Source organism: Flavobacteriales bacterium (assembly GCA_016715895.1).
GTDB lineage: Bacteria > Bacteroidota > Bacteroidia > Flavobacteriales_F > PHOS-HE28 > PHOS-HE28.
Genome location: JADJXH010000004.1, coordinates 2,095,346 through 2,117,478, shown reverse-complemented (window position 1 = coordinate 2,117,478; position 22,133 = coordinate 2,095,346). Strand labels below are relative to the sequence as shown.

8 protein-coding genes are annotated in these 22,133 nt (G+C 66.5%); 6 read left to right on the top strand and 2 right to left on the bottom strand.

The annotated features are described in order from the left end of the window. The first annotated feature begins 33 nt into the window (after positions 1 to 33). The 4 genes from pbpC to IPM49_17560 all read left to right on the top strand — a co-directional run bounded on the left by pbpC (position 34) and on the right by IPM49_17560 (position 5,198). Positions 34 to 2,367: a penicillin-binding protein 1C gene (pbpC, locus tag IPM49_17575; GenBank protein ID MBK9276332.1), complete on the top strand. Its 2,334-nt coding sequence runs from the start codon at positions 34 to 36 to the stop codon at positions 2,365 to 2,367. Further along, positions 2,364 to 2,903 (top strand): hypothetical protein, encoded by a 540-nt coding sequence (locus IPM49_17570; GenBank protein MBK9276331.1) that lies wholly within the window; start codon positions 2,364 to 2,366, stop codon positions 2,901 to 2,903. Before pbpC ends, IPM49_17570 begins: the two co-directional genes overlap by 4 nt. Positions 2,904 to 2,947: 44 nt before the next feature. Then, positions 2,948 to 4,567: a PDZ domain-containing protein gene (locus IPM49_17565; GenBank protein MBK9276330.1), complete on the top strand. Its 1,620-nt coding sequence runs from the start codon at positions 2,948 to 2,950 to the stop codon at positions 4,565 to 4,567. A gap of 148 nt (positions 4,568 to 4,715) precedes the next feature. After that, entirely contained in the window at positions 4,716 to 5,198 is a 483-nt protein-coding gene (locus IPM49_17560) for a DUF1573 domain-containing protein (GenBank protein ID MBK9276329.1), read from the top strand. A gap of 64 nt (positions 5,199 to 5,262) precedes the next feature. Here IPM49_17560 and IPM49_17555 read toward each other — a convergent pair whose 3' ends face one another. Both IPM49_17555 and IPM49_17550 read right to left on the bottom strand, forming a co-directional pair. Further along, positions 5,263 to 5,520: a 4a-hydroxytetrahydrobiopterin dehydratase gene (locus IPM49_17555; GenBank protein MBK9276328.1), complete on the bottom strand. Its 258-nt coding sequence runs from the start codon at positions 5,518 to 5,520 to the stop codon at positions 5,263 to 5,265. A 3-nt stretch (positions 5,521 to 5,523) separates the two neighbouring features. Next, entirely contained in the window at positions 5,524 to 7,722 is a 2,199-nt protein-coding gene (locus IPM49_17550; protein ID MBK9276327.1) for a S46 family peptidase, read from the bottom strand. An 89-nt stretch (positions 7,723 to 7,811) separates the two neighbouring features. Here IPM49_17550 and IPM49_17545 point away from each other — a divergent pair, with 89 nt between their 5' ends. Both IPM49_17545 and IPM49_17540 read left to right on the top strand, forming a co-directional pair. Continuing rightward, positions 7,812 to 10,895, top strand: a complete 3,084-nt coding sequence (locus IPM49_17545; protein MBK9276326.1) for a hypothetical protein — start codon at positions 7,812 to 7,814, stop codon at positions 10,893 to 10,895. 171 nt (positions 10,896 to 11,066) lie between these two features. Next, positions 11,067 to 22,130 (top strand): HYR domain-containing protein, encoded by an 11,064-nt coding sequence (locus tag IPM49_17540; GenBank protein MBK9276325.1) that lies wholly within the window; start codon positions 11,067 to 11,069, stop codon positions 22,128 to 22,130. Positions 22,131 to 22,133: the final 3 nt, after the last annotated feature.

Genomic DNA, 22,133 nt, shown 5'->3' with positions numbered 1-22,133 from the left:
CCACCCTGCATGACGCCCCCCCCGCACATTTGGTTGTCCAAGCGCGTTCGCCCCCTGGCGACCCGGGGCCTTGCGGTGCTGGCCGTGGTGCTGCTGGCCTGCTGGGCATGGGCCGGCCGGCCCCTCTTCACCAAGCCCCGATCGGTGGCCCTTCTGGACCGGGATGGCCGGCTGCTCGGCGCCCGGGTGGCCGCGGATGGGCAGTGGCGGCTGGACGAGGGCAGCGCCCCCCTCGACCCGCGCTTCGAGACCTGCCTGCTGCGGTTCGAGGACCGGTACTTCCACCGGCATCCCGGGATCAACCCCGTCGCCCTGGTGCGGGCGGTGTGGCAGAACGTGCGCGCCGGACGGGTGCTGAGCGGGGGAAGCACCATCACCATGCAGGTGGCACGGCTGGCCCGCGGTGGAGAGCGGACGCTGGTGAACAAAGTGCTGGACATGGCCCTTGCCGTGGGGCTTGAGCTGCGCTTCAGCAAAGCCGAGATCCTGCGCATGCATGCGGCGCACGCGCCGTTCGGCGGCAATGTGGTGGGCCTGGAGGCCGCCAGCTGGCGTTTCTTCGGACATTCCCCCCATGCCTTGAGCTGGGCCGAGGCGGCCACGCTGGCCGTGCTCCCCAACGCCCCCTCCCTGATGCACCCCGGCCGCCACCGGGAGGCCCTGCGTGCCAAACGCGATCGCCTGCTGGACAGGCTGCTGGCCGATGGACGGCTGACCGAACTGGAATGGTCGCTCGCCCGGGAGGAACCCCTGCCGTCCAAGCCCATGGCCCTTCCGGATCGTGCCCCCCATCTGCTCGCCACCCTCGGCTCGTCGCATGCGGGGACCATCCGCTGCACTGTCGACGGGGCTCTTCAAGAGCGCGCTGCCGGCGTGTTGGACCGCCACGCCCAACGCCTGCGCTCCGACCGTGTCATGAACGCCGCTGCGGTGATCATGGACATCACCACCGGTGAGGTCCTGGCCTACGTGGGCAACCTGAGATCGGCCGGTGGCCTGCACAATGGACAGGTGGACCTGGTGCGCGCGCGGCGCAGTACCGGCAGCCTCCTCAAGCCGTTCCTGTATGCCGCGCAGCTCGATGTTGGCGAGCTGCTGCCTGACATGCTCGTGGCCGACCTTCCCGTGCATTACGACGGCTTCGCCCCCGGCAACTACGACGGCCGGTACCAGGGCGCCGTCCCCGCTTCCACCGCACTGGCCCGATCATTGAACGTACCGGCGGTGCGCGCCCTGCGCCAGCATGGCATCGACCGCTCGCTGCGGCTGTTCCGGGCGATGGGGATCAGGTCCTTGGAACGCTCGGCCGACCACTACGGGCTCAGCCTGATCCTGGGCGGAGGCGAGACCACGCTGCTGGAGATCACCGGTGCGTACGCCGGCCTGGCCCGTGTTCGGGCGCATCATGGGCGATCGGCCACCGACCCCGGGCAGGTGGTCCGCGATCCGATCGTGATCGCAGGTGAGCCTGCGCGGACCGGGCCGTCGCCCATCACGGCCTCCGGAGCGCACTTCGCCCTGGAAGCACTGACCCGCGCGGCCCGACCGACCGAGGAAGCCGGTTGGCAGCACTTCGCCGGGGCCCGGCGCATCGCATGGAAGACCGGTACCAGCTACGGCCACCGCGATGCCTGGGCCATCGGGGTCACCGAACAGCATGCGATCGGGGTCTGGTGCGGCAATGCCGATGGCGAGGGACGGCCGGGGCTGACCGGGGGGCTCATGGCCGCACCGGTCCTATTCGAGCTGTTCGGGTTGATGGAGCCCGGGCCTCCACCCTCCCCTCCGCATGACCTGCTGGTGCCATGGCCGCTATGCCGCCGCAGCGGGCATCGCGCCCAGGCCGCCTGTCCGGACGTGGATACCGTGCCCATCCCTCGAACCGGGCTGGCCACCCCGCCATGCCCCTACCACCGCATGGTCTGGTGCACCGCCGATCGCGCACACCGGGCCTCGGGGCAGGACGGAGGTACGCCCGTGCCCTGGTTCGTGCTTCCACCGGCGATGGAAGCGTACTACGCCCCCACGGACCCGCTGTACCTCAGGCTTCCGCCCCCGTTGCCGGGCACTGCCGCTCCGGATCTGGAGGACCTGATGCAGCTGATCTATCCGGAGCCGGGTTCGGTGGTGCTCCTTGCCCGGGAACTGGACGGAAGGCGCGGAAGGGTCGTCGCCGAAGCCGCCCACCGCGAGGCCGGCGCCGTGATCCACTGGCATGTGGACGGAAGGTACCGGGCCACCACACGCACCGTTCACCGACCGGCCCTGGACCTTGATCCGGGTCCGCATCGCCTAACTTTGTCCGATACGGAGGGCCGCTCCACCACGGTCCACTTCCGGGTGGCCTACCCGGGGCCCGACCCATGAGCCGCCTGATCACGATCGTCCCTTTGCTCGTCTGCGCCGTGGTCCTTCGCGCCCAGCCGGACACGCTCTTCGTGCCATCCGGAGACAGCATCTATGCGTTCCCCCTCGTGCATGGCCCGATGCAGGACGCCGAGGCCTTCGTGCGCACCAGTCACTACGCCTTCGACACCACCCGCGTGGCCACCACCCTGAGCTACCGCCGCGGCAAACCCAGCGGCGTGTACCGCGCGTTCTACCCGGACGGACGGCCGCTCATTTTCGCGGTCTATGGCTGGGGTTCGCTCCATGGCGACTGGACCGAATACGACGAACAGGGTCGCGTGGTGCTCAAGGGTCAGTACCGAATGGGCGTCCGCGAAGGGACCTGGGCCTTCCGTGACCAAGGCATCGTGGGCCAGTACAAGGACGGTGTGCAGCATGGCAAGTGGCGCTACTACGAGGACGGCCGCCTGGTGCGCGTGGAGAAATGGCACAAAGGCAGGCTCCTTCAGGGCAGCACCTATCGCTTCATGGGCATCAAGACCCCGATCCGTTGATCCGCCCAGGCAACCTCACGCCCGTTAACCGCGTTCCATCGCCAATGTCCCCTTCCCTTCCGCTCCGCACCCTTGCCCTCCTCCTGGCCGCCGTTCCGTGGGGGGGCCAGTTGACCTATTGCCAGACCGCGAAGCCATCACCGGCCAGCAAGCTGGAGGCGCTGCTCTACCACATCGACCGCATGTACGTGGACAGCGTGGACCAGGAGAAGCTCGTGGAGGAGGCGATCGTCGGCATGCTCGAGGAGCTCGACCCGCATTCCATCTACATCCCCAAGGAGGAACTGGAGGAGGTGAACGAGCCCCTGAAAGGCAATTTCGAGGGGGTCGGCATCCAGTTCAACATCGTCCGCGACACCATCTATGTGGTGGATGCCATCGCCGGTGGCCCCAGCGAGCGACTGGGCATCCGTGCCGGAGACCGCATCGTGCGCATCGATGGCGAGGTGGTGGCCGGCATCGGCATCAAGAACCCGGACGTGATGAAGCGGCTCCGGGGCCGCAAAGGCACCAAGGTGGCCGTCTCCATCGCCCGGCGGGGGGAAGTTGACCCTCTTGAGTTCACCATCACCCGGGACAAGATCCCGATCTATAGCGTGGAGGCCTCCTACATGGCCACGCCCACAATCGGGTACATCAAGGTGAGCCGGTTCAGCGCCACCACCACGAAGGAACTGCGGGACAAGCTGGACGAACTGCGGGGCAAGGGCATGCAGGACCTGGTGCTCGACCTGCAGGGCAACGGCGGCGGCTACCTGCGCTCGGCCATCGAGATGGCCGACGAGTTCCTGGCGGACCGCAGGTTGATCGTGTACACCGAAGGGCGGAACACCCCGCGTGAGAACACCTTCGCCACGGCGGAGGGTCGGTTCGAGAAAGGGCGGTTGGTGGTGCTGGTGGACGAGGGCAGCGCCAGCGCGAGCGAGATCGTGAGCGGCGCGGTACAGGACTGGGACCGTGGACTGGTGGTCGGCCGCCGCAGCTTCGGCAAGGGCCTGGTGCAACGCCCGGTGATGCTGCCGGACGGCTCGGCCGTGCGGCTCACCGTGAGCCGCTATCACACCCCCAGCGGACGGTGCATTCAGAAGCCCTATGAGGACGGCGTGGAGGCCTACCGGAAGGAACGTGCGGAGCGGCTCGCGAAAGGCGAGCTGATGCACGCCGACAGCATCGCCCTGGCCGATACCGCCCGTTACTTCACCATGAACAAGCGGGTCGTGTTCGGCGGCGGCGGCATCATGCCGGACATCTTCGTGGCCATCGACACCAGCCTGAGCTCGGACTATTTCGGCCTGCTCGTGCGCAAGGGCACCCTGAACACCTTCGCCCTGGGCCTGGTCGACCGCGAACGCGACCGGCTGCTGCGGGCCCATTCCAATGTGGGGGCGTTCATCGCGCACTATCACGTGGACGATGCCGTGCTCCGCGAGCTCGAGGCCGCGGCGAAAGCCGACGGGGTGGATCCGGACCCTGAAGGACTGGCGCGGTCGCGCCCCCTCATCGCCCTGCGCCTGAAGGCCCTGCTGGCCCGCGACCTGTGGGACACGTCGGCCTACTGGCAGGTCATCAACGCCGACAATCCGGTGGACAGCAGTTTCCGCAAGGCGTTGGAAGCCCTTCAAGGCGACACCTATGAGCGGCTGGGCATGGCACGCCAGCAATGACGGGCTGTTAATGGATCGTTAAGGGGGATACGCCGGGCCTCGGCCACCCTATTTTCGCGGCCCGACCAAGACCAACCAAACACTTCGAGCGATGAAAGAGACCGTCAAGATCGCCCTGCTGGCCCTCATCGCTGGCACGCTGATCTACATGGCAGCCAGCGGCACCGGAACCAGCGGCGCCGCCAGCAGCGAAGCCAGCACCACCAGCACCGTTGCGGCCACCAAGCCCGCCACGCCCCCGAGCACCATCTCGGATGCCAAGACCTTCGACCCCCTGGCCCAGCAGGCACAGACGGCCATCGACAACCGGCCGAAGACCTCCATCAGCTTCGCCAGCATGGAGCACGACTTCGGCTCCATCAAACAGGATTCCGAGAACAAGTACGTCTTCTCCTTCACCAACACGGGCAAGGAGCCCCTGCTGATCGAGAACGCCCAGGGCAGCTGCGGATGCACCGTGCCGAACTACCCCAAGGAGCCCATCCCTCCGGGTGGCAAGGGTGAGATCGAGGTGGTCTACAAGCCCGGCAAGCAGGAGAACCAGCAGAACAAGACCGTCACCGTGACGGCCAACACCGAGCCCAAGCAGACCACGCTGCGCATCTCGGCCAACGTGCAGAAGGTCGGCTGACCTCGCTTGCACCGTGGAACGAACAAGCCCGGCCGATGGCCGGGCTTGTTCGTTCCACGAGCCCTCATCGCGCGCCCATGGCCCCGGCGATGCGGTCGATCGCCGCGGCAAGTTCCCTGTCCTTCACGGTCACGACCTGGCCTGCATCGTGCGTGGTCAGGCGCACCCACACCCGGTTCCAGGTGTTGGTCCAGGTGGGGTGATGACCCAGTCGCTCGGCCTCCATCGCCACGCGGGTCATGAACCCGAACGCCGCGTTGAAGTCCGGGAACCGGAAGTCCCGTTCCAGCCCGCCCTCCTTCTCGACCCACCGGGCATCCATCCCTCAGCGGTGGATCGGGAGTTCGATGAGAAAGCCGGGCGTGGCGGGCTGGCGCACCAGCGTCATTTCCTTCACCAGATGGCCCGCGCCGCACACCTTGTCGATCACGAAAAGCACATATCGGATGTCGGCGCTGATGTTACGGCACTTGGCGGGATCGAACTGGATGTCGCTCATGGTGCTCTCCCAGCTGCGGTCGAAGTTGATGCCGATGAGCTCACCCCGGCCGTTGAGGACCGGGCTGCCACTGTTCCCCCCTGTGGTGTGAAGGCTGGACGTGAAGCACACGGGCATGGTTCCATCCGCGTTGGCATACGGTCCGAAATCGCGTGTGGCATGGAGGTCGCGCAGGCGGCTCGGCACCTCGAACTCCGCATCCCCAGGGCGGTACTTCTCCATCACCCCGTCGAGGTCGGTAAAGGGTTCGTAGGTCATGCCATCCCGCGGGCGGCTCCCTTCCACCTTGCCGAAGCTGAGGCGCAGGGTGCTGTTGGCATCCGGCCAGTGGCCCCGCTCCGGGAACAGCGTCATGAGCCCGTCCACGTAAGTGCGCATGTGCACCTGCACCCGCTGGTTCAAGACCTCTGAGCGCGGCTTCACCTTGCTGGTGTATGCTTCTGTCAGTGTTCTGGCGAAGGTCAGGGCCGGATCCTTTGCCAGGCGCCGCATCACCTTGGTGGAGTAACCGGCGAGGGCCGCGTCCAACGCACCGGCATCAGCGAACACCGAGGTCGAATACACCTGGTCCGCCCAGGCCCGACCGTCCTTGAACTGTTTGTCCAGAGCGCTGAGGTCCGGTCCGAGCAGGGGATCCAGGTGTTCGCGATAGATGGGATACTGCGCGAGGAGCACACGCTTGTCCACGGCCGCATCGTAGTCCTTGTGGAACGCCTTCGCGGCCGCGCGCAGCCGGTCGAGCTCGCGCTGCAACTTGCCCTCCTTCTCCAACGCGGCTCGACCTTCGGGGCTGGCCAGCTGCTGGAAACCGAGGGCGAACCGGAAGAGCTCGGCACCCACGAGGAAGAACTCCACATGCAGGTCACGCGCCTTTGCCACGGCCGGAAAGCCGGCATATGTGGCCTCCAGGGAATCGAGCACGGCCAGCAGATCGGTGCGGCCTGCGGCCCGGGCACGCGCGCGGTACTCCACCTCCAGCTCCCGCTTGCGATCCACCGTGCGCAGCTCATTGAGGCCGCGCAGCTCGCCGATCCACTTCTTGTAGGCATTGCTGATGCCCTTCTGCTTGTCCGCGTACTGGATGCGGGTGCGGTCGCTGGCGAGCATCGCCTCGTCGATCACCGCCAGGCTGGCGCGCCGCATGCGGATGCGCAACGGATCGCCCGTGCCGGTGATGTACTCCACCGCCCGGCTGTGCAGGTAGCGCTGGGTGTTGCCGGGGAAGCCGAAGATCATCGCGAAATCACCTTCCCTGACGCCATCCATGCTGATGGGGAGGACGTGTCGCGGACGGAACGGCACGTTCGATGGCGACGGTTCGGCCGGGCGGCCATCGGCGTCCGCGTAGATGCGGAACACACTGAAATCGCCCGTGTGCCGGGGCCACATCCAGTTGTCCGTGTCACCGCCGAAGTTGCCGATGGAACCCGGTGGAGCCCCCACTAGGCGCACATCGCGGAAGACCTCGCTGACGATGAGGATGTACTGCAGTCCATAGTTGAACGCCCGGACCACCGCCTGATGGTGGCTGCCGGCCATGGCCTCACGGGCGAGTTCCTGTCCCCTGGCGGTCAAGGCCTTCTGCCGCGTCGGTTCATCGGATCCGGGCGGCACCGCCTCCAGCATGCGGTCGGTCACATCCTCCATCCGGATGATGAAGGTGGCCGCCAGGCCCGGGTTCAGCAGCTCCTGCGCGCGATCCATGGCCCAGAACCCGTCCTTCAGATAGTCCTTCTCCAGGGTGCTGTGCTCCTGAATGGCGCCAAAGCCACAATGGTGGTTCGTCAGGATCAATCCCTCGGCCGAGATCACCTCCGCCGTACAGCCCCCGCCGAACAACACGATGGCATCCTTCAAGCTGCCGTTGTTGACGCTGTAGATATCCTCGGCGGTGAGTTTCAACCCTTCGGCCTGCATCCTGTCCTGGATGCTGCCCAGCACGGTGGGCAACCACATGCCCTCGTGGGCCAGGACCACCACGGGGGTGAACAGGAAGAGAAGCGCCGTCTTGAACGATCGATGCATGATGGATGGAGCAAGGCCGGCAAGGTAGGATGCACCGGCCCGGGGTCCGCCCGGGATCCTCTACCTTGACCATCCCAACGGTCACGGCCATGAGAACCTTCGTCCCTTTCCTCGCGGGTCTGGCGATGTCCAACGCCGTTCAGGCGCAATTCACGGAACCCCGGCCCGAGTGGTGGATCACCAACGGCACCGTGCGCTCGGTGGCAGTGGACACCGCTTCCGGCACGGTGGCCCTGGGCGGCGCGTTCACCTATGTGGGCCCGAACAACCCCTACGGCGCGGAGATCGATCTGGCCGCAGGCACGGTGCGGCATGACCGGCCACGGATCAATGGCATTGTCCACGCGGCCGTGAGCGATGGGGCGGGTGGTTGGTTCCTCGGCGGGTCGTTCACCCAGGTGGGCGATGAAATGCGGTCGAACCTCGCCCACATCCTGGCCGACGGCTCGGTAGGACCATGGGCACCGACCACGAACACCCCGGTGTTCGCGATCCTGCTTCATGCCGGCAAGGTGTACATCGCCGGTGGCTTCGGCCAGGTGAACGGCATCACCCGATCACGTCTCGCGGCCGTCGACGCGACCTCCGGCGCGCTCGACCCCTTCTGGCAGGGTGCCACGAATGCTCCGGGTAACACCTACCGCAGCCTGTGCCTGGTCGGAGACACGCTGTTCGTGGCCGGGAGCATCGGGGCGGTCACTGTGCAAGGCACCCTGCATACCAGGTCCGGTCTGATGGCGATCGGCATCCCATCGGGTACGATGCTGGGTTGGGCTCCGCTGGCTTCGGCGGCGGTCTCCGGCCTTTGGGCTTCGACCGATACCCTGTTCATGGTCGGCCAATTCACATCCGTCAACGGAGTTCCACGGAACAGCTGCGCTGCCGTTTCCGCCGCAGGCGACCTGTTGTCCTGGGACCCTCAAGTGACCGGATCGTCCGAAAGTGTATCCGGGCTCGCCATCGGTCCGGACCGGATCCACCTGGGTGGTGCGTTCACCACTGTTCAAGGCCAGCCCCAGGCCAACCTGGCCACCGTGGACCGCGTCACCGGGGCGCTGCTTTCGCAACAGCCATCCCCTCCGTCCGGTGGTGTGCTGGACCTCGCCCTCTCCGTCGATGGCTCGCGGCTGTTCGTCTGCGGGAACTTCCTGAGCGCTGCAGGACAGCCGCGCTGGAGCCTTGCGGCCTACAGCACCAGTACCTGGGCGTTGGATACCCTGGACATCCGGTGCAGCGGATCGCCTGTTAAGCTGACGGCCACGGCGGCCGGCCTCTTCGTTGGAGGGAGCTTCACCAGCTGCGGAGGTCGCACGGTGAATAACGTGGCCCTGCTCGATCTGGGCACCAGCAGTAGCACCGTGCAACAGCCCGCGCTCGGGATCAACGGGGACGTCCATGCCCTTGCGTTCAGCGCCGGCCGTTGGTTCGCGAGCGGGGCGTTCACCGCTCCGCGGCAGCGGCTGTTGTCATTCGACGCTGTCGCACTGAGCCTTGACCCCTGGAACCCCGTTGCCGATGGCGCCGTGGATGTGCTGGTGGCCGATGGCAACGACCTTTTCGCGGCTGGCGCGTTCACCCAGGTCGGCGGCGCACCCCGGAATGGCTTGGTGCTGCTGAACACGACCTCGGACCTGGCGCAGCCCTGGGACCCCGCCCCCGATGGTCCGGTGCACGCGATCAGCGTAAGCGGCCAGGAGGTGCACATCGGCGGTTCGTTCAACACGGTCGGCGGCGGAAGCAGGAGGGGCGTGGCCTCGATCGACCGCACATCCGGAGCTGCCTCCGGCAGCGTGTTCGACCTCGACGCCACAGGCACCTGCCACGCCCTGCACCGCATCGACAGCCTGATCTATGTCGGCGGGCACTTCACTTCATACAACGGTGCCGCCGTGACGCACTTGGTGCGCGCGCACGCCGGGACCGGAGCGGTGGACACGCTTTTCGATGCCGCAGGGGCCGACAGCACGATCACTTCGATCGTGGTGCAGGGGAGCCAGGTCTTCATCGCCGGGCCGTTCGCCCAGGTGGGCGGCCAAGGCCGGAGCGGTGCGGCGGCCTTGGACCCCGCCACCGGGGATCTTACCCCGTTCGACCCCGCGTTGAGCTCCGGCCCGGTGCTGGGCCTGGTCGCTGCGGATGATCTGCTTCTGGTCGCAGGGGGCTTCACCCAGGCCCAGGGTGCACCCGGCCGATCCCTGAACGTCCATCGTGCCTGCTCCACCACGCCCTGGTATGCGGATGCCGATGGTGATGGCCGTGGAGATGCGGGGACGCTGGTCCTGGCCTGTGACGCTCCGCCCGGAGCGGTGGCCGATGGCACCGACTGCGATGATGGCGATGCCACCAAATTCCCGGGCGCTCCCTGCGATGACGGCGACCCGTACACGGCGAACGACGTGGTGGACAACGCCTGCGTGTGCGCCGGAACCACGGTGCGCCTTGCGGTGAAGGCCTTCCTCGGCGGGCCGTACGGCCCCCTTCCGAACATCATGGCCGATGGCGCGCGTGCCGCCGGCCTGGTGCCCGTGGTGGAGCCGTACACCGCTTTGGGGTTCGTGCATCAGGCCCAGGGCGGAGGTGAGACGATCGTTCCCGGGGTGCTCAGCGTCACCGGCAACGATGCCATCGTGGACTGGGTCTTCCTGGAGGTACGATCGTCCACCAGCCCCACCACCGTGGTGGCCACCCGCAGTTGTCTCCTGCAACGGGACGGGGATGTGGTGGACCTGGACGGCAGCTCCCCTGTTCATCTCTATGTACCGACGGCCGAATACCACATCGTCCTCCGTCATCGCAACCACCTCCCGGTGATGACCGGCCTGCCGGTGACCCTGCAGCCCGGCACCCCTGCGGTGGTCCGTTTCGACCTACCGACCACGGCCACCTACGGTACGAACGCACAGCGCAACATCAGCGGCGTGATGGTCCAGTGGGCCGGTGACTCCAACGGCAACGGCCAGGTGAAGTACGCTGGTGGCGCGAATGACCGGGATCCGGTCCTGGTGGCCATCGGCGGTACGGTGCCCACCGCCACCACCCCCGGCTATTTGGGCACGGACGTCACCCTGGACGGGGTGGTGAAGTACACCGGACCGAACAACGACCGGGACCGGATCCTGCAGACCGTGGGAGGCTCTGTCCCCACGGCGGTCAGGAACGCACAACTGCCTTGAGCCCCGGGCCTTTGGCCTGAGCCCTTTCCCTGCAGCGACCGGCCCCGGGACGGTCCGTTCGTGGTAACCCACGGCCCATTTGCCCGTTGAAGCGCTCGACCCTGCATGGGCTTGGACCGCCCTTGTGCACAGATCAACGACCTACCTATGCGCGCTCCCCTCAAGTGCAGAATGCTGCCTGTGTGCCTGGCACTTGGTCTTGGTTCAAGCCAGCAGGTCTTTTCCCAATCCTATACCTGGGCATGGGCACAAGGGATCAACGGCACCGACGATGAGGAAGTGACCGATCTGGTGACCGACAATGCCACCGGTGCGGTCTATGCGGTTGGCTACACAAAGAGCAACGGCGTTATCTCCGCTACGTTGGGCAACGTTCTGGGGAACCAGGATGCCTTCCTGGTGAAGTACAGTGCGGCCGGGGCCGTGGTATGGGGCTTCACACCCGGTGGGACCGGAGAGAGCCAGGCCACAGGTGTGGCGCTGGATGCTGCTGGTAACATCTACATCACAGGGTGGTTCAAGAACACGATCGATCTGCAAGGGCTTTCTGTTCTGGGTGCAGGATTACTGACCAGCACCGGTGGTGAGGATTGGTTCATCGCCTCCTACACCTCCACAGGCCTCCTTCGATGGTGCACGAAATTCGGGGGATCGAATGACGAACGTCCAGCGGGGATCGCCGTTACCGGCAGCGGCGCCTACGTGTTCGGGACGGCCAAGGGCAGCATCACCACTCCTTTCGGGAGTGTTCCAGCGAGCCTGCCGAACAACAAGCACAATCTTTTGCTGGCCCGGTACAGCCTGCTCGGTGTTGGGCAATCGCTGATCTCCGGCGGCAGTGGAGAGGATGAACTGGCCAACGGCGTGGTGGTCGATGATAACGCGGTGTACGTCGCCTCCAGGACCAAGAACAACGATCTCCACTGGTACGGTCCGACCGGTCTTCTGCTCGGTAGCGCTTCGGCGATGGACGAGTGGGACCAGCGGGTGACCGCTTTCACCACAGCGGGCGCACATGCCTGGACCACCACGGTGAGCGAATTGAGCGATGCACTGGAGCAAGCACCTTCGGGATTGGCACTCGGTTGCGGTGCGCTCTACCTCACGGGTATGACGCATGGACCGGCCACCTTCCCCGGTGTGGGATCGGTGAGCTCCACGACCCATGACTTCTTCTACCTCGCCCGCATCGAAAGGGCCACTGGTCAATTCCTCTGGGTGAACAAAGGCACCTCCACGGGGAGCCACCACACCACGGGCGGAACCGATCTGGCCGTTGGCCAGAACGGTGTGATCCATGTGGTCGGCAGGTTCAAGGATGACCTTACGATGGGCACCCGCTCGATCACCTCGACCAGCGGAAAGGTCCAGCCCTTCGTGGCCAGTTTCCGCCCTACGGGCTCCGGCGCCAGCCTCGAAGACCTGATCAGCTCCAATGATGCATCAGCCACCGCCATCACCGCCGATAGCCAAGGCAACTTCATCCTTGCCGGTGCCTACAAACAGAATATTTCCTGCGCTGCGCTTTCGCTCAACAGCTTCAACAATAGCTTGAACGGTTTCTTGGTAAAGGGTTCGTTCCCTGCTCTGGCCGGCGTGGATATCTCATTCTGGAATGCACCGGCCACCATGTGCTCCAATGCGGCATCGCTCGACCTGAGCACCTTGGTGACGCCCTACCAGACGGGCAATGCCGCATCGGTGGTAGGCTCGAACAATGTCTTCAGCCCGGTGAGCATTCTCGGCGGTATCCTGGGCAACTACGCTCTGTTCAACACCACCGGCGGCTTCGTGACGGTGGACCTCGGGGTCACGGTCCCGGTCGGGGGTATCATCAGCTTGCTCTGGAATGCGAACGGCAGCGGAGCAACAGCAACCACGTTGGTAGGCTCGGCCGATCCGCCGACCATCGCGCAGGGTTCGTTCATCACTTCCTCCAACACGGATGTGTACACCTCCATCGTGCTCACCACACCCGCGCGATACATCCGGATCACGCGTGCGGCTGGAAGCCCCTCCTTCGAGGTGGATGGCATCTACTATGAATACGGGAACGACCTGGGTGGCACGTGGTCCGGCACCGGAGTTTCCGGCAGCACCTTCGATCCAACCGGCCTTTCCGGCCCGGTAACGATCACCTACACGGTCGGCACACCCCCTTGCACCACCAGCAGCAGCAATGCGATCACTGTGATTCCCGAACCGGTGGGTGGTTCGATCACCGGCGGTGGCACTTACTGCCCAGGGTCGACGGGCACGCTCACGCTCTCTGGGCACACGGGCAATGTCCTCCGTTGGGAGCGCAGCACCAATGGGACCACCTGGTTCCCGGTCAGCAACACAACGACAACCCAGGCCTGGTCCGGTCTCACCGGCACGGTGCACCTGAGGGTGGTGGTCGACGGTGGTGCTTGCGGAACGGCCGTCAGTTCCACGGCCACGTTGGTCATGGAAGACACCACCCCTCCTGTGGCCGCCTGCCCGTCGAGCGATACCCTCCACGTGACATCCGGCGCGTGCACCGTGCCGTACACCTTGCCTTTGATCGCGAGCACGGACAACTGCTGGGGACCGCTCGTTGGTGGCCCGGTGCAGATCTCCATCGCCGGTGGTGGCCCCGTGGTCGTGAACGGCATACCGGTGCAGGCCGATCTTGACCTGAGCCTCGCCGTCGGCAGCATCATCGACCTTCCTGTCGGATCGCATCAGTTCACCGACACCATCTTCGACGGCAACGGCAACTACACCCTTTGCGATTGGACCATCACCGTGGTCGATACGATCGCGCCTGTGATCACCTGCCCGGCCACGATCGACCTGCCCGCCGGCATCTCGTGCAAGGCGGTCCTGCCCGATGTCACAGGCCTGACCATCACGCTGGGCGACAACTGCACCAGCACGCTGACCATCGACCAGGACATTCCCCAGGGGAACCATGTGGTCGCCGGTGACATCATCCATCTCACGGCCACCGACTCCTCGGGGAACACCAGCACATGCGCCATGCTGGTGGTGACGATCGACACCATCGCACCCGTGTTCGACAACTGTCCGGGGCCCGGGACCATCACGGTCACCTCCGACCCGCTCAGCTGCGAACACCTCTACACCTTCCCCACGCTGGAGAGTCATGATGATTGCGATCCGGACACCGAGAGCGACCATCGGGCGTTCATCCTTGAAGCCGGGAACACCAGCTGGCAGGAGGTGACCGGCCAGGTGAGCCACGCGTTCCAGATCGGCACGCACCACGTGATGGAGGTGCATCGCGACGACGGGGGCAACCAGGACACCTGCACATGGACCCTTGAGGTCATCGACCTATCCGCGCCCAGCGTCCATTGCCCGCTGTTCGATGGCATCGTGTACCCGCTCGGGGCCGGATGCCAAACCACGTTCCCCGACCTACGCGACTCGCTCATCGTCACGGATTGCAGTGGATGGACCATCACCATGGACCCACCGGCAGGAACGGTGATCACCGGTGACACGGTCGTACTGATGACCATGTGGGTGGAGGATGTCCACGGCAATGGGATCTGGAACAACCATACCATCCACCTTGCGGACGTCACCCCGCCGTCGATCGTGGGTTGTCCGACCACCCTGTCCATCACGGCCGCTCCCGGTGCTTGTGGAGCTGTCGTGTCCTGGACCGAGCCCACCGCGACCGATGACTGCCCGGGTGCATCGATCACACGGACGACCGGGCTTCCGCCGGGTAGCGTCTTTCCGATCGGCACGTCCACGGTGACCTACGAGGCCACCGACGGCATCAACACCGCCGAGTGCACCTTCCAGATCAACGTGCAGCCCACCGTGGTGGACATCGCATACGCGGTCACCACCGTGTGCCAAAGCTCCGCGCCCATCCTTCCGACCGTGGCCTCTCCGCCCGGCGGGGTGTTCAGCGATGCGAACCAGGCCGGTACCATCGACCCGGTCACCGGCGCGTTCAACCCGGCGGTCGCCACACCCGGCCTGCACACCCTGGGTTATGTCTTCGCCGGAGGATGCACCTCCCATGATTGGTTCACAGTGAACGTGGAGGCCGCGCCTACCGCGTCGATCGACTATGCAGGGCCCTTCTGCACAGATCATGGCGTGCAGCCCGTGATCCTGACCGGCACCACTGGCGGTACGTTCTCCGCCGACCCTCCCGGGCTTGCGTTGAACACCACCACCGGGCAGATCACTCCTGGCGCCACGGCCTGCACAAGCAGCGGAACGAACTATACCGTCACCTACACCCTGCCGGCCGCCGGCACCTGCTCGGGATCCACCACGACCGCCACCGTGACCATCTCCGAGGCGCCATGGGCGGGCACGAACGGCTCGCTCACGCTCTGCAGCACCGATCCCCAGACGGACCTGACCACCTCGTTGAACGGCAACCCTGCCGGAGGTGGCACATGGAAGGACCCGGCCAATGCGGCTCACAGCGGGATCTATGATCCGCTCGTGAACGGATCCGGCGGCTATGTGTATACCGTGCCGGGCGGCCCTGGTTGCGCTGCTCATAGTGCGGTGGTGCAGGTTCTGGAGACCACTGCCGCCACCTACCATGCCGATCAGGATAGCGACGGTGCCGGCGACCCCATGACGGTCATTCAAGCGTGCGCTCAGCCCGCAGGATACGTCGTGAACAACAACGATGGCTGTCCCAATGACCCTGACAAGATCGCACCCGGTGTCTGTGGATGTGGCCAGGATGAACCCGGGTCGACCTGTGATGACGGTGATCCGAACACGGTGAACGATGCGGTGAACGGTACTTGTCAGTGCATGGGCGAACCGCTCGACTGCGCCGGTGTGCCCAACGGTACCGCCGCCATCGATGCGTGCGGTGTCTGCGCGGGTGGTACGACCGGCATCACCCCCAACAGCTCCTGCGCCGACTGCGCCGGTGTCCCCAACGGCACTGCCGCCGTCGATGCCTGCGGTATCTGCGCGGGTGGTACGACCGGCATCACCCCCAACAGCTCCTGCGCCGACTGCGCCGGTGTCCCCAACGGCACCGCCGCCGTCGATGCCTGCGGTGTCTGCGCGGGTGGTACGACCGGCATCACCCCCAACAGCTCCTGCGCCGACTGCGCCGGTGTGCCCAACGGCACCGCCGCCGTCGATGCGTGCGGCGTCTGCGCGGGTGGTACGACCGGCATCACCCCCAACAGCTCCTGCGCCGACTGCGCCGGTGTCCCCAACGGCACTGCCGCCGTCGATGCCTGCGGTGTCTGCGCGGGTGGTACGACCGGCATCACCCCCAACAGCTCCTGCGCCGACTGCGCCGGTGTACCCAACGGCACTGCCGCCGTCGATGCCTGCGGTGTCTGCGCGGGTGGTACGACCGGCATCACCCCCAACAGCTCCTGCGCCGACTGCGCCGGTGTCCCCAACGGCACTGCCGCCGTCGATGCCTGCGGTATCTGCGCGGGTGGTACGACCGGCATCACCCCCAACAGCTCCTGCGCCGACTGCGCCGGTGTCCCCAACGGCACTGCCGCCGTCGATGCCTGCGGTGTCTGCGCGGGTGGTACGACCGGTATCACGCCCAACAGCTCCTGCGCCGACTGCGCCGGTGTACCCAACGGCACCGCCGCCGTCGATGCGTGCGGCGTCTGCGCGGGTGGTACGACCGGCATCACCCCCAACAGCTCCTGCGCCGACTGCGCCGGTGTCCCCAACGGCACTGCCGCCGTCGATACCTGCGGTGTCTGCGCGGGTGGTACGACCGGCATTACGCCCAACAGCTCCTGCGCCGACTGCGCGGGTGTGCCCAACGGCACCGCCGCCGTCGATGCGTGCGGCGTCTGCGCGGGTGGTACGACCGGTATCACGCCCAACAGCTCCTGCGCCGACTGCGCCGGTGTACCCAACGGCACCGCCGCCGTCGATGCCTGCGGTGTCTGCGCGGGTGGTACGACCGGCATCACCCCCAACAGCTCCTGCGCCGACTGCGCCGGTGTCCCCAACGGCACCGCCGCCGTCGATGCCTGCGGTGTCTGCGCGGGTGGTACGACCGGCATCACCCCCAACAGCTCCTGCGCCGACTGCGCCGGTGTCCCCAACGGCACTGCCGCCGTCGATGCCTGCGGTGTCTGCGCGGGTGGTACGACCGGTATCACGCCCAACAGCTCCTGCGCCGACTGCGCCGGTGTACCCAACGGCACCGCCGCCGTCGATGCGTGCGGCGTCTGCGCGGGTGGTACGACCGGCATCACACCCAACAGCTCCTGCGCCGACTGCGCCGGTGTACCCAACGGCACTGCCGCCGTCGATGCGTGCGGCGTCTGCGCGGGTGGTACGACCGGCATCACGCCCAACAGTTCCTGCGCCGACTGCGCCGGTGTGCCCAACGGCACTGCCGCCGTCGATGCCTGCGGTATCTGCGCGGGTGGTACGACCGGCATCACCCCCAACAGCTCCTGCGCCGACTGCGCCGGTGTCCCCAACGGCACTGCCGCCGTCGATGCCTGCGGTGTCTGCGCGGGTGGTACGACCGGCATCACGCCCAACAGTTCCTGCGCCGACTGCGCCGGTGTGCCCAACGGTACCGCCGCCGTCGATGCGTGCGGTGTCTGCGCGGGTGGTACGACCGGCATCACCCCCAACAGCTCCTGCGCCGACTGCGCCGGTGTCCCCAACGGCACTGCCGCCGTCGATGCCTGCGGTGTCTGCGCGGGTGGTACGACCGGCATCACGCCCAACAGCTCCTGCGCCGACTGCGCCGGTGTACCCAACGGTACCGCCGCCGTCGATGCCTGCGGTGTCTGCGCGGGTGGTACGACCGGCATTACGCCCAACAGCTCCTGCGCCGACTGCGCGGGTGTGTCCAACGGCACCGCCGCCGTCGATGCGTGCGGCGTCTGCGCGGGTGGTACGACCGGTATCACGCCCAACAGCTCCTGCGCCGACTGCGCCGGTGTACCCAACGGCACCGCCGCCGTCGATGCGTGCGGCGTCTGCGCGGGTGGTACGACCGGCATCACACCCAACAGCTCCTGCGCCGACTGCGCCGGTGTACCCAACGGCACTGCCGCCGTCGATGCGTGCGGCGTCTGCGCGGGTGGTACGACCGGCATCACGCCCAACAGTTCCTGCGCCGACTGCGCCGGTGTGCCCAACGGTACCGCCGCCGTCGATGCGTGCGGTGTCTGCGCGGGTGGTACGACCGGCATCACCCCCAACAGCACATGCCTGGACTGTCTGGGTATACCGAATGGCACTTCATTGCCCGGCACGCCTTGCGACGATGGCAACGCCAACACCGGCAACGACACCTGGGATGCGAACTGCACCTGCGCCGGTCAGCCGATCGACTGCCTGGGTGTGCCGGGTGGCAGCGCTCTTCCGGGCACGGCCTGCGATGACGGCAACGCCAACACCGGCAACGACACCTGGGATGCGAACTGCACCTGTGCCGGCCAGCCGATCGACTGCCTGGGTGTGCCGGGTGGTTCAGCGCTGCCGGGCGCCGCCTGCGACGACGGCAACGCCAACACCGGCAACGACACCTGGGATGCCAACTGCACCTGCAGCGGCACACTGCCCAATGACTGCGAAGGCACGCCGGGTGGCCCTGCCCAGCCGGGTACGCCCTGCGATGACGGACTCGCCACCACCGGCAACGACACTTGGGATGCTAACTGCGTGTGCGTGGGTCAGCTGATCGACTGCGAGGGCACCCCGGGCGGCAGCGCCCTGCCGGGCACCGCGTGCGATGATGGCCTCGCCAACACCGGCAACGACACTTGGGATACGAACTGCACCTGCGTGGGCCTGCTGATCGACTGCGAAGGCACCCCGGGCGGCAGCGCTCTTCCGGGTACGCACTGCGATGACGGACTCGCCACCACCGGCAACGACACTTGGGATGCGAACTGCACGTGTGTGGGCCAGCTGATCGACTGCGAAGGCACCCCGGGTGGCAGCGCACTGCCGGGCACGGCCTGCGATGACGGCAACGCCAACACCGGCAACGACACTTGGGATGCTAACTGCGTGTGCGTGGGTCAGCTGATCGACTGCGAGGGCACCCCGGGCGGCAGCGCCCTGCCGGGCACCGTCTGCGATGACGGCCTCGCCAACACCGGCAACGACACTTGGGATACGAACTGCACCTGCGTGGGCCTGCTGATCGACTGCGAAGGCACCCCGGGCGGCAGCGCTCTTCCGGGTACGCACTGCGATGACGGACTCGCCACCACCGGCAACGACACTTGGGATGCGAACTGCACGTGTGTGGGCCAGCTGATCGACTGCGAAGGCACCCCGGGTGGCAGCGCACTGCCGGGCACGGCCTGCGATGACGGCAACGCCAACACCGGCAACGACACCTGGGATGCGAACTGCACCTGTGCCGGCCAGCCGATCGACTGCCTGGGTGTGCCGGGTGGTTCAGCGCTGCCGGGCGCCGCCTGCGACGACGGCAACGCCAATACCGGCAACGACACCTGGGACGCGAACTGCACATGCGCCGGTCAGCCGATCGACTGCCTGGGCGTGCCGGGTGGCGCCGCTCTTCCGGGCACGGCCTGCGACGACGGCAACGCCAACACGGGCAACGACACCTGGGATGCGAACTGCACCTGCAGCGGCACCCTGCCCAATGACTGCGAAGGCACGCCGGGTGGCCCTGCCCAGCCGGGTACTCCCTGCGATGACGGACTCGCCACCACCGGCAACGACCGATGGGATGCCAACTGCGTGTGCGTGGGTCAGCTGATCGACTGCGAAGGCACCCCGGGCGGCAGCGCTCTTCCGGGCACGGCCTGCGATGACGGCAACGCCAACACTGGCAACGATACCTGGGATGCGAACTGCACCTGCGCCGGTCAGCCGATCGACTGCCTGGGTGTGCCGGGTGGTTCAGTGCTGCCGGGCACCGCTTGCGATGACGGCAACGTCATGACCGATTCGGAGGTGTGGGATGCCAATTGTATTTGTGTAGGCCTCGTAGTAGACTGCGCAGGGATGCTGAACGGCACAGCCCTGCCGGGTACCACCTGCGACGACGGCAACGCCAACACCGGCAACGACACGTGGGATGCGAACTGCAACTGCGCTGGCCAGCCGATCGACTGCCTCGGTGTGCCGGGTGGCAGCGCCCTGCCAGGTACCGCTTGCGACGATGGCAACGCCAACACCGGCAACGACACCTGGGATGCGAACTGCAACTGCGCTGGCCAGCCGATCGACTGCCTCGGTGCGCCGGGTGGCAGCGCCCTGCCAGGTACCGCTTGCGACGATGGCAACGCCAACACCGGCAACGACACCTGGGATGCGAACTGCAACTGCGCTGGCCAGCCGATCGACTGCCTCGGTGCGCCGGGTGGCAGCGCCCTGCCAGGTACCGCTTGCGACGATGGCAACGCCAACACCGGCAACGACACCTGGGATACGAACTGCACCTGCGCCGGTCAGCCGATCGACTGCCTTGGTGTGCCGGGTGGCGCCGCTCTTCCGGGCACGGCCTGCGACGACGGCAACGCCAACACGGGCAACGACACCTGGGATGCGAACTGCACCTGCGCCGGCCAGCCGATCGACTGCCTGGGTGTGCCGGGTGGTTCCGCGCTGCCGGGTACCGCCTGCGACGACGGCAACGCCAACACCGGCAACGACACGTGGGATGCGAACTGCACCTGCGCCGGTCAGCCGATCGATTGCCTGGGTGTGCCGGGTGGCAGCGCACTGCCGGGCACCGCCTGCGACGACGGCAACGCCAACACCGGCAACGACATGTGGGATGCGAACTGCACCTGCGCCGGCCAGCCGATCGACTGCCTCGGCGTGCCGGGTGGCAGCGCCCTGCCGGGCACCGCGTGTGACGACGGGGATGCGACCTCGGTCAACGACACGTGGGATGGCAACTGCACCTGCATTGGCACCCCGCTGCCCAACGACTGCCTGGGCGTGCCCGGAGGCAGCGCGCTGCCCGGAACCGCGTGTGACGATGGAGATGCCTGCACCACGAACGATGCGTGGGATGCCAACTGCGCATGCATCGGTGATCCCGTGATCGTGGATGCGTCTTTCGACTATGCGCAATCCGCCTATTGCGAGACCAGCGGCTCGGTGACGCCTTGGGCAGCGGATCCTTCCGGATCCTACCTGGGCAGCCCGGGTCTGATGATCGATCCCTCCGATGGCACGATCGACATCAGTGCGAGCGCACCGGGGATGCACTTCATCACCCACACCATCGCAGGCACCTGCCCGGCGGTGAGCATCGATACCCTGATCATTGACACCATGCCCGATCCGCTTTGGATCCTGCCTGGAAGCATTTGCGCGCAACAAGGCCCCCTTGACCTCGGCACCCTCGTCCTTGGAACACCGGGTGGGGCCTGGAACGGGACCGCAGTGACGGGGACGACCTTCGATCCAAGCGTGGGCCCGGGTTCCTACCCGGTCATCTATACGGTGGCCAATGGCACCTGCACCGCGGACCTGGAGCAGTTGATCCTTGTGACGTCCGGTCCGCTGGCCGATGCCGGACCTGACACCACGATCTGCGGCACCATGGTGCAGCTTCAGGCCTTGGTGCTTCAAGCGGGCGGCAGCTGGAGCGGCCCTGCTGGTTGCCTGTTCGACGACCCCACCAGCCCGAACACGGATGTGGCCGTCGTCAGCGCCGGTAGCTACACCTTCCTCTGGACCGTGGGCCAGGCACCCTGTATCGCAGTGGACTCCGTCACGGTGGTCTTCCATGAACCTGGGGCAAGCCTTTTCGTGGACGCGGGCGAGGACCAGGAACTGGCCGTGACGACCAATACCACCCTCACCGGCCAGACCGAACCCGGTGCCCAAGTGCTCTGGACCCGTATCTCCGGCGATGGGCACCTGGCCACACCCGAACAACCGGTGACGGATGTCCTGGGCCTGGCCTTGGGTACGAACACCTTCGTGCTCACCGCCTCTCTTTCGGGATGTGCCACGGCCAGCGACACCGTGCAGGTGAGGGTGCTGGATGTGTTCGTACCCCATGGCTTCTCACCGAACGGGGATGGTGTGAACGATCGCTTCGAGGTCACCGGTATCGAAGCCTTCCCGGCCAGCGAGCTCAAGGTGTTCGACCGCTGGGGCCGCCCGGTGTTCGTGCAGCGCGGATATGACAATGGTTGGGACGGCCTCGGGAGCAACGGTGTCCCGCTCATCGACGACACGTACTTCTTCGTCCTGAACCTGGATGAGGAACGCACGTACAACGGCTACTTGATCATCAAGCGGTGAGGA